The sequence below is a fragment of the Pantoea sp. CFSAN033090 genome, from assembly GCF_001264395.1.
GTDB lineage: Bacteria > Pseudomonadota > Gammaproteobacteria > Enterobacterales > Enterobacteriaceae > Pantoea > Pantoea agglomerans.
The window spans coordinates 1-14231 of record NZ_LGYX01000022.1 but is presented as its reverse complement, the minus strand read 5'-3'; the positions used below and the strand labels follow the sequence as shown (position 1 = coordinate 14231).

General features: G+C 55.9%; 14 protein-coding genes. 11 read left to right on the top strand and 3 right to left on the bottom strand.

The genetic code is table 11. From position 1 onward, the window contains the following. The first annotated feature begins 109 nt into the window (after nucleotides 1–109). From tatA to tatD, 4 genes are all read left to right on the top strand, one after another. Nucleotides 110–364, top strand: coding sequence for a Sec-independent protein translocase subunit TatA (gene tatA / locus AFL22_RS17695; RefSeq protein WP_010257244.1), 255 nt, complete (start codon nucleotides 110–112; stop codon nucleotides 362–364). Between the two features lie 3 nt (nucleotides 365–367). After that, nucleotides 368–1033: a Sec-independent protein translocase protein TatB gene (gene tatB / locus AFL22_RS17690; RefSeq protein WP_052271833.1), complete on the top strand. Its 666-nt coding sequence runs from the start codon at nucleotides 368–370 to the stop codon at nucleotides 1031–1033. Continuing rightward, nucleotides 1033–1791 carry a Sec-independent protein translocase subunit TatC gene (gene tatC, locus AFL22_RS17685; RefSeq protein ID WP_010257238.1) on the top strand — a complete coding sequence of 253 codons (759 nt, stop codon included), beginning with the start codon at nucleotides 1033–1035 and terminating at the stop codon, nucleotides 1789–1791. The genes tatB and tatC overlap by 1 nt, the downstream gene beginning before the upstream one ends. An 88-nt stretch (nucleotides 1792–1879) precedes the next feature. Continuing rightward, nucleotides 1880–2662: a 3'-5' ssDNA/RNA exonuclease TatD gene (tatD, locus tag AFL22_RS17680; RefSeq protein ID WP_052271832.1), complete on the top strand. Its 783-nt coding sequence runs from the start codon at nucleotides 1880–1882 to the stop codon at nucleotides 2660–2662. Here the strand turns inward: tatD and rfaH are convergent. Next, complete coding sequence (gene rfaH / locus AFL22_RS17675; protein ID WP_010257230.1) at nucleotides 2659–3147, bottom strand: transcription/translation regulatory transformer protein RfaH; 489 nt, start codon at nucleotides 3145–3147, stop codon at nucleotides 2659–2661. The genes tatD and rfaH overlap by 4 nt on opposite strands. A 206-nt stretch (nucleotides 3148–3353) precedes the next feature. Between rfaH and pepE the strand changes: the two genes are divergently transcribed. The 3 genes from pepE (at nucleotide 3354) to fre (ending at nucleotide 6387) form a co-directional block, all read left to right on the top strand. Beyond that, a complete protein-coding gene (gene pepE / locus AFL22_RS17670; protein WP_010257226.1) occupies nucleotides 3354–4079 on the top strand; it encodes a dipeptidase PepE in 726 nt (241 codons plus the stop codon). A gap of 80 nt (nucleotides 4080–4159) precedes the next feature. Next, nucleotides 4160–5644 carry a 4-hydroxy-3-polyprenylbenzoate decarboxylase gene (ubiD, locus tag AFL22_RS17665; protein ID WP_010257222.1) on the top strand — a complete coding sequence of 495 codons (1485 nt, stop codon included), beginning with the start codon at nucleotides 4160–4162 and terminating at the stop codon, nucleotides 5642–5644. A 41-nt stretch (nucleotides 5645–5685) separates the two neighbouring features. Then, nucleotides 5686–6387 carry an NAD(P)H-flavin reductase gene (gene fre, locus AFL22_RS17660; RefSeq protein WP_010257219.1) on the top strand — a complete coding sequence of 234 codons (702 nt, stop codon included), beginning with the start codon at nucleotides 5686–5688 and terminating at the stop codon, nucleotides 6385–6387. Between the two features lie 81 nt (nucleotides 6388–6468). Here the strand turns inward: fre and fadA are convergent, their stop codons facing one another. Continuing rightward, a complete protein-coding gene (gene fadA / locus AFL22_RS17655; protein WP_052271831.1) occupies nucleotides 6469–7632 on the bottom strand; it encodes an acetyl-CoA C-acyltransferase FadA in 1164 nt (387 codons plus the stop codon). Between the two features lie 10 nt (nucleotides 7633–7642). Continuing rightward, complete coding sequence (gene fadB / locus AFL22_RS17650) at nucleotides 7643–9826, bottom strand: fatty acid oxidation complex subunit alpha FadB (protein WP_010671686.1); 2184 nt, start codon at nucleotides 9824–9826, stop codon at nucleotides 7643–7645. Between the two features lie 186 nt (nucleotides 9827–10012). Between fadB and pepQ the strand changes: the two genes are divergently transcribed. From pepQ to hemG, 4 genes are read left to right on the top strand one after another with little or no spacing between them, the layout of a single operon-like run. Continuing rightward, nucleotides 10013–11344: a Xaa-Pro dipeptidase gene (gene pepQ / locus AFL22_RS17645; protein WP_010671687.1), complete on the top strand. Its 1332-nt coding sequence runs from the start codon at nucleotides 10013–10015 to the stop codon at nucleotides 11342–11344. After that, complete coding sequence (locus tag AFL22_RS17640; RefSeq protein WP_010257205.1) at nucleotides 11344–11961, top strand: IMPACT family protein; 618 nt, start codon at nucleotides 11344–11346, stop codon at nucleotides 11959–11961. The genes pepQ and AFL22_RS17640 overlap by 1 nt, the downstream gene beginning before the upstream one ends. Nucleotides 11962–11993: 32 nt before the next feature. Then, nucleotides 11994–13445, top strand: coding sequence for a Trk system potassium transporter TrkH (trkH, locus tag AFL22_RS17635; protein WP_010257200.1), 1452 nt, complete (start codon nucleotides 11994–11996; stop codon nucleotides 13443–13445). 17 nt (nucleotides 13446–13462) lie between these two features. After that, on the top strand, nucleotides 13463–13999 hold the full coding sequence (hemG, locus tag AFL22_RS17630; protein ID WP_052271830.1) for a menaquinone-dependent protoporphyrinogen IX dehydrogenase: 537 nt from the start codon (nucleotides 13463–13465) through the stop codon (nucleotides 13997–13999). Nucleotides 14000–14231: the final 232 nt, after the last annotated feature.

Below are 14231 nucleotides of genomic sequence, written 5' to 3'. Positions count from 1 at the left end.
TTGTCACGTCCGTCTAAAAAAAGGTAATGTCGCTGGCTCAGGCCCGGTTGAAAAGGGCACTCTGTGGTGCATTACCTCATCGTTTTCACAGAATATTAGAGGCTATCTCATGGGCGGTATCAGTATCTGGCAATTGTTAATCATTGCCGTGATTGTTGTACTTCTGTTCGGTACCAACAAATTACGTAATCTGGGTTCAGATTTGGGTTCTTCGATTCGTGGCTTCAAAAAAGCCATGGGTGACGAGGACGACAAAAAGGATCAACCGAAAGAGCAGGACGCTGACTTCGCTGCCAAAACGCTGGCGGACAAACAGCAAACTTCGGCTAACAAAGAAGAAGCCAAGAACGACAAGCAGGTGTAAACCGTGTTTGATATTGGTTTTAGTGAACTGGTATTGGTGTTCGTGATCGGGCTGATTGTACTCGGCCCGCAACGTTTACCGGTTGCGGTGAAAACCGTGGTCGGCTGGATCAGGGCGATTCGTTCGCTGGCAGCCAATGTACAACATGAACTGGCGCAGGAGCTCAAGCTGCAGGAGTTGCAGGAGAGCCTGAAAAAGGTGGAAGAAGCGGGCCGTGGCACGCTCTCACCCGAGCTGAAAGAGTCGATGGAAGAGCTGCGTAAAACTGCGGATTCAATGAAACGCTCGGTCAGTCAGAGCATCGACATTGAAAAAGAGGAAGACGAGGCAAACACCATCCATTCGGCACAGCACAGGCCCGCGCCTGCTCCGGCTGAGCCTTCGGCGACACCGGCTACAGCAGAACACCAGGCCAGTGCCCCGGCACAGACACCGTCTGCGGTTTCAGACTCAGGTCCGGCGGTGCAATCCTCTGCCGCACCTTCAGCCGTCGCCACTGCTCCGGCACCGGCCTCTTCAGCGGTTTCATCAGGTCCGGCGGTGCAGTCCTCTGCCGCACCAACCGCTGTGGCCAGCGCACCGGCACAGGCACCCGCTGGCGACGTCGCCAGGCCGGCCGACCCTGCGCGTCAGTCCGCTACCCCCTCTTCTGCAAGTGATGAACGATAATGGCCGTTGAAGATACCCAACCGCTCATCAGTCATCTGATTGAGCTGCGTAAGCGACTACTGAACTGCATCATCGCCGTATTAGCGATTTTCCTGGTGCTGGTTTATTTCGCCAACGACATCTACCAGCTGGTCGCGGCACCGCTAATCAGCCAGATGCCGGTGGGCTCCAGCATGATCGCGACCGATGTGGCCTCACCGTTTTTCACCCCGATTAAGCTGACCATTATAGTGTCGGTGTTTCTTGCGGTGCCGGTGATCCTCTATCAGGTCTGGGCATTTGTCGCCCCGGCGCTTTACCGTCATGAGCGCAGGCTGGTTATGCCGCTGCTGTTTTCCAGCACCTTCCTGTTCTACTTCGGCGTGGCCTTTGCCTATTTCGTGGTCTTCCCGCTGGCATTTGGTTTTTTCACCAAGACAGCGCCGATCGGCGTGACCGTAGCAACGGATATCTCCAAATACCTCGACTTTGTCATGACGCTGTTTATGGCATTTGGCGTGGCGTTTGAGGTGCCGGTGGCGATTGTGTTGCTGTGCTGGACCGGTATCACCAGCCCGGAAGAGTTGAAGAAGAAACGTCCCTATATTCTGGTGGGCGCCTTCGTGGTCGGGATGTTGCTCACACCGCCGGATGTTTTTTCCCAAACTTTGCTCGCTATTCCGATGTACTGCCTGTTTGAAGTCGGCGTATTCTTTTCCCGTTACTATGTGGGTAAAGGCCGCCGGTTACAGGATGAAGAAGAGAATACCGACTCCTGATGCGGACAGCTTTACCCGCACTGGCGGGAAGCGATCAATCCAAACCGCCCTGATGGGCGGTTTTTGTTTATAAACTGTGGGAAAAATTATGTTTGATATCGGTGTAAACCTGACCAGCACGCAATTCGCCTCCGACCGGCAAAAGGTGGTTAAACGCGCGCGTGATGCGGGCGTCACCGGCATGCTTATTACCGGCACTAACGCGCTGGAGAGCCAGCAGGCTCAGCGACTGGCTGAAGATCAAGCGGGCTTCTGTTGGTCTACCGCGGGCGTTCATCCTCATCATGCCAGCGAATGGTCAACGGAAATTGCCAGCACCCTGCGTCGCCTGGCTGAAAAACCGGAAGTGGTTGCCATCGGTGAATGCGGACTCGATTTCAATCGCAATCTGTCGGCTCATGAGCAGCAGGAGTATGCGTTTGATGCGCAGCTGGCTCTGGCGGCGGAACTCAATATGCCGGTCTTTCTGCACTGCCGCGAAGCCCATGCGCGTTTCGCCGCAGTGCTGGCGCCCTGGCTGCCAAAACTGCCTGGCGCGGTGATCCACTGCTTTACCGGCACGCGTGATGAAATGGAAGCCTGTCTGGGCATGGGGTTATCGGTAGGGATTACGGGCTGGGTATGCGATGAGCGCCGTGGTCTGGAGTTGCGCGAGCTGCTGCCACTGATTCCGGCCGATCGCCTGCTGCTGGAAACGGATGCCCCATATCTGCTGCCGCGCGACATGCGTCCACGCCCGACTTCGCGCCGTAATGAACCCTGCTTTTTACCGCATATTGTGCACCAGGTGGCGACATGGCGTGGTGAGAGTGCTGAGGAACTGGCGACCCGCATCGACCATAATGCGCGGACGTTATTCAGACTGGCTTAAATCTTGCGAAACTGCTTGTTGTCGACGCTGCGCATTACCTGCTTGTTCAGCAAATTAAGCAACAGAATTGAGCGCGTTTCACCATCCGGCTCGGCAAAGATGGCGCGCAGCCCTTCAAACGTCCCGTCGGTGATGACCACTTCATCACCGCTTTGCGGCGTTTCAGGGTCAAGCAGGATTTGCGGGACGTCTGTTTCCAGCGCTTCAATCACGGCTGAAGGCACGGTCGCGGGCGTCGTGCCAAAGCGCACGAAGTGGCTGACGCCACGGGTGCTGCTGATCGTCGTGGTGTGAATGGCTTCCGGATCAAACTCGATAAACAGATAATTCGGGAACAGTGGCTCACTCACGGTGGTGCGTTTACCGCGCACGATCTTTTCCAGAGCGATCATCGGGCTGAGGCAATGCACTTCCTGCCGCTCCAGATGCTCCTTCGCGCGCAGTAGCTGTCCACGTTTGCAATAGAGTAAGTACCAGGATTCCATAACTGCTCCCATTGAATGGACGCTAAGAATAGCAAACCTGCTGCCAGAGTTATAGCGCAGGGGCAGGGTAAAGCGTCCCGCAAAGAAAATAAACTGAGACTTTTCTTAAGATGCCCGATGGCAGCAGAAAAGGTGACTGAAAATTGACGTCTGCTATTGCTCTGTATCAGACTCAATGACCATCACATCTGCAAAAGGATCCTCTGATGGAACTCTTTCTGTTGAGCAACGGCAAGCTGGCGGATGATGCGCCGCTGCTGGGCTATGCGCAGCCGCAGCTGCACGCCATGATTGCCCGACGCGCTATCCGCTCGGCGGTACTGATCCCCTACGCGATTATTCGTGGCGATCAGCAGCAACGCGCCGCCGAACTCAGTGCCTCTTTGGGCATTCAGGTTGAGCGGGTTCAGGCATTCGCCTCACCGGCTGAAGCGATTGCGCAGGCAGAGCTGATTTTAGTCAGCGGCGGCAACACCTGGTTCCTGAATCAGATGCTGCATGAGCAGGGTCTGATCGGAGCGATTCAGCGCGCGGTGCGGGAGCGACAGGTACCTTATGTCGGCTGGAGCGCAGGCTGCAACGTGGCGACGCCCTCAATCCGTACCACGAACGATATGCCGGTGCGCAGCAGCGTGGTGCTGCCTGCGCTGGGACTCTTTCCGGTGCAGATTAATCCCCACTATCTGGATGCCAGCGTCAGCGGTCATATGGGCGAAACCCGTGACGAACGGCTGGCAGAGTTCTGTGCAGTTAATCCGACCGAGTCGGTGATTGCACTGCGTGAAGGCAGTTTTCTGCACGTTCACGACAATCAGCTGCGCTATCACAGCGTGCGAAACGAAGATTTTAAACTGTTTCGCCACGGCGAGCCGATTCAGGGGTATCACGATGCCCGCGCGTTACAACCGCTGGTTCCCTTTCAGTGCGTATGACGCTGCCATATAAACCTCAGCATAACCGCTTAATCAGACCTATAATGGCCGATTCACTCTGGCCGGAAAGCTAAAGCCGCATGAAATATCACGATTTAAGAGACTTTCTCGCGCTGCTCGAACAGCGCGGTGAGCTAAAGCGCATTACCCAGTCGATCGATCCTGAACTGGAAATGACCGAAATCGCCGACCGCACCCTGCGTGCCGGTGGCCCGGCTCTGCTGTTTGAAAACCCGAAAGGGTACGACATGCCAGTGCTGTGCAATCTGTTCGGCACACCAAAGCGTGTGGCAATGGGCATGGGCCAGGAAGAGGTCAGCGCACTGCGTGAAGTGGGTAAACTGCTGGCCTTCCTGAAAGAGCCGGAGCCGCCAAAAGGCTTCCGCGATCTGTTCGACAAGATGCCGCAGTTTAAGCAGGTCCTGAACATGCCGACCAAACGCCTGCGCAATGCACCCTGTCAGGAAGAGGTGTTCAGCGGCGATGAAGTCGATCTGACGCGGATTCCGGTGATGAAGTGCTGGCCGGGCGATGCGGCACCGCTGATTACCTGGGGGCTGACCGTGACGCGCGGCCCGCACAAAGAGCGGCAGAATCTCGGTATCTACCGGCAGCAGGTGATCGGCAAAAATCGGCTGATCATGCGCTGGCTGTCGCACCGTGGCGGCGCGCTCGACTATCTGGAGTGGACGAAAGCGCATCCGGGTGAGCGTTTTCCGGTCTCGGTGGCGCTGGGTGCCGATCCTGCCACTATCCTTGGGGCCGTAACGCCGGTGCCCGATACGCTGTCAGAATATGCGTTTGCCGGTTTACTGCGCGGCAATAAAACCGAAGTAGTGAAATGCCTCTCGAACGATCTCGAAGTTCCCGCCAGCGCGGAAATCGTGCTGGAAGGGTATATCGAAGCAGGCGATATGGCGCCGGAAGGACCTTACGGCGACCACACCGGCTACTACAATGAAGTAGATAGCTTCCCGGTGTTTACCGTTACGCATATTACGCAGCGCCATAAGCCTATCTATCACTCCACCTATACCGGCCGTCCGCCAGATGAACCTGCGGTGCTGGGGGTGGCGCTGAATGAAGTGCTGGTGCCGATTCTGGTGAAGCAGTTCCCGGAGATCGTGGACTTCTATCTGCCGCCAGAAGGGTGTTCATACCGGCTGGCGGTCGTGACGATTAAAAAGCAGTACGCGGGGCATGCCAAACGTGTCATGTTTGGCGTCTGGTCGTTTCTGCGGCAGTTCATGTACACCAAATTTGTTATTGTGTGTGACGATGACGTTAATGCGCGTGACTGGAACGACGTGATCTGGGCGATCACTACGCGTATGGATCCGGCCCGCGATACGGTATTAGTGGAAAATACCCCAATCGATTATCTCGATTTCGCTTCGCCCGTTTCCGGGCTGGGATCGAAGATGGGGATGGATGCGACCAATAAGTGGCCAGGTGAAACGCAGCGCGAATGGGGTACACCTATCGTCAAAGATCCTGCGGTCACCGCGCGCATTGATGCTATCTGGGATGAGCTAGGTATTTTTGATCAGCCGCCACAGCGTTGATGGCGAGCACAACCATAAAGACGACCCGACAGAGGGAACGCATGACAACGTTAAGCTGTAAAGTAACTTCGGTTGAGGCGATTACCGACACGGTCTATCGCGTTCGCCTGATCCCTGAAGCGGAATTCAGTTTTCGCGCGGGACAGTATCTGATGGTAGTGATGGACGAGCGTGACAAGCGTCCGTTCTCACTGGCCTCAACGCCGATGGAAAAAGATATCATTGAGCTGCATATCGGCGCGTCCGATCTGAACCTCTATGCCATGGCCGTCATGGATCGCATCCGTAACGATCGCCAGATTACGGTTGATATGCCGCACGGCGACGCCTGGCTGCGTGAAGAGAGCAGCAAGCCGCTGATCCTGATTGCAGGCGGCACCGGTTTCTCCTATGCCCGTTCGATTCTGCTCACTGCACTGGCGGAACAGCCAGAGCGCGATATCGCCATTTACTGGGGCGGACGTGAGCTCAAGCATTTGTACGATCTGGAAGAGCTGGATGCGCTGGCGGTGAAGCACCCGAACCTGAAAGTGATTCCGGTTGTCGAGCAACCTGAAGCGGGCTGGCAGGGCCGTTCAGGCACGGTACTGACAGCAGTGATGCAGGACTTCAGTACGCTGAGCGAGCATGAGATCTACATCGCCGGACGTTTTGAGATGGCGAAGATTGCCCGCGATCGTTTCTGTGCCGAGCGTGGCGCGGTGGAGTCACAGATGTACGGCGATGCGTTTGCCTTTATCTGATGCGCTGAAGCAGCCTGTAGCAGACAGAAAAAACCCGCCGGTTTACTGGCGGGTAAATCTGACAAAGTAAGACTCAACGTATTACAGACGCTCGAATACGGTCGCAATGCCCTGACCCAGTCCGATACACATGGTGGCGAGGCCAAAACGGGCATCGCGTCGCTCCATAATATTCAGCAATGTCGTGCTGATGCGTGCGCCGGAGCAGCCCAGCGGATGGCCTAACGCAATCGCGCCGCCATTCAGATTGACCTTATCATCCATCCGTTCCAGCAAACCTAAGTCCTTGATGCAGGGCAGCGTCTGCGCGGCAAAGGCTTCATTCAGCTCAAACACATCGATATCACTGACGCTCAGTCCCGCCCGTTTTAATGCCAGTTTGCTGGCCGGTACCGGTCCATAGCCCATAATCGAAGGATCACAGCCCACCACCGCCATGCTGCGGATGCGCGCGCGCGGTGTCAGCCCCAGTTCACGGGCGCGTGATTCACTCATGACCAGCATGGCGGCCGCGCCATCTGACAACGCCGACGATGTACCCGCCGTGACGGTGCCGTTTACCGGATCGAAGGCGGGTTTGAGTGCCGCCAGTCCTTCGGCGCTGGTCTCTTCGCGAATCACCTCATCGAAGTCATAGCGTTTAAGAATGCCGTCGCTGTCGTGACCATAGGTGGCGACAATCTCTGTTGCAAAGTCCCCACGCTGGGTGGCCTGCCAGGCCCGCTGGTGTGAACGCAGGGCAAATGCATCCTGCTGCTCACGGCTGATATTATGCATTCGCGCCAGCATTTCAGCCGTTAAGCCCATCATGCCTGCTGCTTTTGCCACGGTTCGGCCCAGACCGGGATGAAAGTCGACGCCGTGATTCATCGGCACATGTCCCATATGCTCCACGCCACCGATCAGACAGCACTGCGCATCGCCGACCATAATGGCGCGGGCCGCATCATGCAGCGCCTGCATTGAAGAGCCACACAGTCGGTTGACGGTGGTGGCCGGCACTGAATGCGGGATTTCGGCCAGTAGCGCGGCGTTACGCGCGATATTAAATCCCTGCTCCAGCGTCTGCTGTACGCAGCCCCAGACGATATCGTCCAGTGATGTCGGGTTCACCGCCGGGTTGCGGCTCAGGAGTTCGCGCATCAGGTGCGCAGAGAGATCTTCAGCGCGCACGTGACGAAAGGCGCCGCCTTTTGAACGTCCCATTGGCGTGCGCACCGCATCAATAATCACCACATTTTCCATCTTTTTGCCCTCATGCGCTTTTCAGCGCGGCTTCATCAATCGGTTTGGCGGCGGGATACCAGCTTTCATGCTGATGGGCTTTCTGCACCAGCAGCGCAGGCAGGGCATATAAGCCTCCGAGCGCGCTATAACGCCGGGCCTGATCCACCACGTTGCTGTTGCCCAGGGTATCGAGATAGCGGAAAGCGCCGCCACGGAAAGGCGGGAAGCCGAGACCATAGACCAGCGCCATATCCGCTTCCGCTGGCGAGGCAATAATCTTCTCTTCCAGGCAGCGCACTACTTCATTCAGCATTGGCAGCATCATGCGATTCAGGATCTCTTCGTCGCTGAAGACCCGCTTAGGCTGGCAGACCTGCTCCAGCAGCGTATCCACTTCGGTATCAGCCACTTTTATCAGCTTGCCCTTTTTATCTTCTTCCCAGCGCCAGAAGCCTTTGCCATTTTTCTGGCCAAAACGACCGGCATCAAACAGCAGATCGATCGCATCACGATAGTCATGCTTCATACGATCCGGGAAACCGTCAGCCATGACGCTTTGCGCGTGGTGCGCGGTATCGATGCCGACCACATCCAGCAGCCATGAGGGGCCCATCGGCCAGCCAAACTGTTTTTCCATCACTTTATCAATCTGACGGAAATCGGCGCCGTCGCGCAGCAGCAGGCTGAAAGCGGCGAAGTAGGGGAACAGCACCCGGTTAACAAAGAAGCCCGGACAGTCATTCACTACGATCGGGGTTTTGCCCATTTTGCTGGCCCAGGCCACCACTTTGCTCAGGGTCGCTTCACTGGTTTTCTCGCCACGAACCACCTCTACCAGCGGCATACGCGGTACCGGATTGAAGAAGTGCATGCCGCAGAAGTTTTCAGGACGCTGCAGCGCCTGCGCCAGCTGGCTGATGGGAATGGTCGAGGTATTGGAGGCCAGAATCGCATCCTCACGCAGATGCTGTTCGGTTTCCGCCAGCACTTTTGCCTTGATCAGCGGATTCTCTACCACCGCTTCAACCACCACATCAGCCTGTTCAAAACCGGCGTAATCCAGCGTGGGCTGGATAGTGGCGATCACACTGGCGAGTTTGTTGCCGTCGATTTTGCCGCGTTCCAGCAGCTTATTGAGCAGCTTGCTGGCTTCGTTCATCCCCAGCGTTAACGCCTGTGGATTAATATCTTTCATTCTGACCGGCACGCCTTTCCACGCAGACTGGTAGCTGATGCCGCCACCCATGATGCCTGCGCCCAGTACCGCTGCCTGAGCGGGTGCGCCGCTTTCGCTGCCGCGCTTTTTCGCCAGACCTTTCACGTACTGGTCGTTGAGGAAGATGCCGACCAGCGCGCGTGCTTCATCAGACTGGGCCAGCGGCACAAACGCTGCGGTTTCAAGCTTCAGCGCGTCATCGCGGCCAAGGCTGGCTGCAGCTTCAATGGTTTTTACCGCCATCAGCGGAGCGGGATAATGCTTGCCTGCGGTTTGCAGCACCATGGCTTTCGCGATAGTGAAGCTCATGGCCGCTTCAATCGGGCTGAGTTTCAGCGGAGCCAGCTTAGGGGCCCGGCGGGCGCGCCAGCTGCCATCAGTGGCAGCGGCCTTAAGCATAGTGATTCCCGCCTCACGCAGTTTCTCGCGAGACACCACCGCATCGACCAGACCGAGTTTAAGAGCGGCATTGCCATCGACATCTTTTCCCGCCGCAATAATTTCCAGCGCACTGTCGGCACCCAGCAGGCGCGGCAATCGCACGCTGCCGCCAAATCCCGGCATGATGCCGAGTTTGGTTTCCGGCAGGCCAATACGGGCGTCCGCAGTAGCGATACGCAGATCGGTTGCCAGTACGCATTCACATCCGCCGCCCAGTGCATAGCCGTCAATGGCGGCCAGAGTCGGTACCGGCAAATCTTCCAGACGATTGAAGATGCTGTTGGCGTAACTCAGCCACTGGCTCAGTTTTTCGGTGGGTGCATCAAACAGTGAAAGGAACTCGGTGATATCTGCCCCTACAATAAAGGCAGGTTTAGCGGAGCTCAGCAGCAGGCCGCGCAGTTCTGGCTGCTGCTCCAGCACAGCTATTGCCTCGCCCAGGCTGGCGACAGTTTGCGTATCGAGCTTGTTGACCGAGCCCGTAGCGTCAAAAACCAGCTCGGCGATGCCATCGTCCAGCCAGTGAAGAGTAAGGTTAGCGCCTTGGTAGAGCATGTGCGTCTCCTGAAACCGCGAAAGGTGATCTGGTCATACCAGATGATCGTGAGTGTGGGAGCGATGTTAATTTTTTGCAAACTGGTCTTTGCTTATTTGCTAACAAGATCACAGCTGCGCCGACTTCGGCATCTGCGCAAGGGGTATGCTAAACTGCGGCCATTTCGCGACACTGGAGAGACGTCAATGGATTCACTGAAGACCTTGTATCACGCGCACATCGCCACGTTGCAACAACGGGCGCAGCAGGTGCTGGCACGCAATAAACTGGATGCGATGTTGATCCATTCCGGTGAGTTGTTGACGGTGTTTCTGGATGATCACACTTATCCGTTTAAGGTGAATCCGCAGTTCAAGGCCTGGGTGCCGGTGACGCAGGTGCCCAACTGCTGGCTCTGGATTGATGGGGTGAACAAACCGAAACTGTGGTTCTACTCTCCGGTGGATTACTGGCATAACGTTGAACCGTTGCCGGATAGCTTCTGGACCGGGGATGTTGACGTTATCGGCCTGAAAAATGCGGATGAGATAGCGCAGTTGCTGCCTGCACAGCGTGATAACGTCGCCTATATCGGCCCGGTTAACGCGCGTGCATCTCAGCTCGGCATCGCCTCTGGCAATATTAATCCCAAAGCGGTCATCGACTTCCTGCACTTCCATCGCAGCATCAAAACTGATTATGAACTCGCCTGTCTGCGCCAGGCGCAGAAGCTGGCGGTTGCCGGTCATCGCGCGGCGAAAGAGGCGTTCTCGGCGGGCTTAAGTGAGTTCGATATCAATCAGGCGTATCTGACCGCTACCGGTCATCGCGACACCGATGTACCTTACGGCAATATCATTGCGCTGAATGAGCACGCTGCGGTGCTGCACTACACCCGGCTGGATCATCAGCCACCGGCGAAACGCCATAGCTTTTTGATTGATGCGGGTGCCGAGTATCTTGGCTATGCCGCTGATTTGACCCGCAGCTATGCGGCGCAGAGCAGTTCGCTCTATGCCAGAATGGTTGAGGCGATGAACACTGAAGAGCTGGCCCTGATAGCCACGCTGAAACCGGGCGTACGCTACACCGATTACCATCTTCAGATGCATCAGCGTATTGCGAAGATGTTGCTGAAGTTTGAGCTGGTTCAGGGAATCAGCGAAGAAGCGCTGGTGGCTGAAGATCTGACCGGTCCGTTTATGCCACATGGCCTGGGGCATCCGCTGGGTCTGCAGGTCCATGACGTTGCCGGTTTTATGCAGGATGAGCAGGGCACGCATCTCGCCGCGCCAGCGCAATACCCTTATCTTCGCTGCACCCGCGTGCTGCAACCGGGCATGGTATTAACCATTGAGCCGGGCTTCTATATTATTGATTCGTTACTCAAGCCGCTGCGTGAAGGCCGTTTCAGTCAGCACTTTAACTGGCAGGCCATTGATGCACTTCGGCCTTATGGCGGAATTCGTATCGAGGATAACGTGGTGATCCATGCGCATCGCGTTGAGAACATGACCCGCGATCTGCATCTGGCCTGATGGAGGCCTTTGATATTCCCGCTGTGCCAGTAAGCAGCAGTGAGGAGACAATCAAAAAGAGTCGCTTCATTACGCTACTGGCGCACACTGAGGGTGCAGAGGCAGCGCGCGCGTTTGTCCAGCAGGTTAAAAGCGAGCATCCCACTGCCCGGCATCACTGCTGGGCCTGGGTAGCGGGCGCGCCGAATGATTCTCAGCAACTCGGTTTCTCTGATGATGGTGAACCTTCGGGTACGGCAGGGAAACCGATGCTGGCGCAACTGATGGGCGCGGATATTGGCGAGATTACCGCTGTGGTGGTGCGTTATTACGGTGGCATCATGCTGGGAACCGGCGGCTTAGTGAAAGCATATGGTGGTGGCGTCCAGCAGGGGCTTAAGCAGTTGCCACGGCAGCGCAAAGTGCCGATGAAGCTGTTCACTTTGCAATGTGACTATGCACAGCTCAGTGATATTGAACGGCTGGTACAGCGTTTTGAAGGTAAGGTGACCGACAGCCAGTTTCAGGATCGTATTGCGTTGACGCTGGCTGTACCTTACGGACAGATCGACGGGTTCAAAAAAAATCTGTCAGACTTTAGTCGGGGCGCGTTATCGCTGATCCCGCTCACACCATGATGTTCATCTCTTTTATTTAAAGGAACGGCTGAATGCACTTTCGCGCCATTACCCGCATAGTCGGTCTGCTGGTGATCCTCTTTTCAGTGACGATGATTTTGCCCGGCCTGGTCGCCTTAATTTATCGCGATGGCGCAGGGCGGGCGTTTAGCCAGACCTTTATGATGGCGCTGGTGATCGGCTCGCTGCTGTGGTGGCCGAATCGCAAAAAGAAAACCGAACTCAAACCGCGGGAAGGGTTTCTGATTGTGGTCCTGTTCTGGACGGTGCTGGGCAGCGTAGGGGCGATGCCCTTTATCTTTGCCGAACAGCCGCATCTTTCGGTGACGGATGCGTTCTTTGAATCTTTCTCTGGCCTGACAACCACCGGTGCCACCACGCTGGTGGGGCTGGACTCGTTGCCTAAGGCGATTCTCTTCTATCGGCAGATGCTGCAGTGGCTGGGCGGTATGGGGATCATCGTATTAGCCGTGGCGATACTGCCGATTCTGGGCGTCGGGGGCATGCAGCTCTATCGCGCTGAAATGCCGGGGCCGCTGAAAGATAATAAAATGCGACCGCGTATCGCCGAGACGGCTAAAACACTCTGGCTGATCTACGTCCTGCTGACGATAGCCTGTGCGCTGGCATTGTGGCTGGCGGGAATGCCAGCGTTTGATGCTATTGGCCACAGTTTCTCGACTATCGCCATTGGCGGCTTCTCAACCCATGATGCCAGTATCGGCTATTTTAACAGTGGCACCATCAATACCATTGTGGCGGTGTTTCTGCTGATCTCAGGCTGTAACTACGGCCTGCACTTTGCCATGTTAAGCGGACGCAATCTGCGTGTGTACTGGCGCGACCCTGAGTTCCGCATGTTTATTGGCGTTCAACTGACGCTGGTGTTGATCTGTACCCTGGTGCTCTGGTTCCATAATGTCTATGAAAGTGGCTGGCAGACGCTGAACCAGGCCTTTTTCCAGGTGGTCTCAATGGCGACGACGGCGGGATTCACGACCGACAGCATCGCACGCTGGCCATTGTTCCTGCCGGTACTGCTGTTGTGCTCTGCCTTTATCGGCGGCTGTGCCGGTTCAACCGGCGGTGGTCTGAAGGTGATTCGCATACTGCTATTATGCAAGCAGGGTAACCGTGAGCTTAAGCGTCTGGTTCACCCCAATGCGGTCTACACCATTAAGCTGGGCAACCGGGCGCTGCCGGAACGTATCCTTGAAGCTGTATGGGGATTCTTCTCGGCTTATGCGCTGGTGTTCCTGATCAGCATGCTGGCGATCATCGCTACCGGTGTTGATGACTTCTCGGCTTTTGCTGCCGTTGCCGCGACGCTCAATAACCTCGGCCCTGGCTTAGGGGTCGTAGCTGATAACTTCACTTCAATGAATGACGTGGCGAAATGGATTCTTATTTCCACCATGTTATTCGGGCGTCTCGAGGTATTCACCTTGCTGGTGCTGTTCACGCCTACTTTCTGGCGTGAATAATTAATAAGGATGCTGACATGAAAGCGCTGATTCTCTATTCCACTCGCGACGGACAAACCAAGAAGATTGCCTCTTCTATTGCTGATGTGATCCGTCAGCAGCAGCAGCAGTGTGATGTACTGAACATTCAGGATGCCACTCTGCCTGACTGGGCACAGTATGATCGCGTGTTAATTGGCGCATCTATCCGCTATGGCCATTTTCAGCCGGTCGTCGATAAGTTCGTTAAACAACACCTTCATGAGTTGCAGCAGCGTACCAGCGGTTTCTTTTCGGTGAACCTGACGGCGCGCAAACCTGAGAAGCGCTCTCCTGAAACCAATGCCTATACGCAGAAGTTCCTGGCACACTCGCCGTGGCAGCCTGATTGCTGTGCCGTGTTCGCAGGCGCGCTCTATTACCCGCGCTATCGCTGGTTCGATCGCGTCATGATCCAGTTGATTATGCGCATGACCGGTGGTGAGACAGATTCGACGAAAGAAGTGGAGTATACGGACTGGCAGCAGGTAAGCACTTTTGCCAATGATTTTGCACAGTTACCAGGCAAATCGTAGCGAAATAGCGCGATTTGATGAAAATTACTGCGAACGATAATCTTTTCGTAATAAACACTTGTCAGCCCGCGCGAACTCCCTATAATGCGCCTCCATCGACACGGAACACCGGCAACGGGAAACGGGTTGAGAGGCACAGGAGACTGAGCCGCCGGAGAAAAACTTCTGAGAAAGAGGTTGACTCTGCAGGAGGAAAGCGTAATATACGCCACCTCGCGACAGGACGCTAACG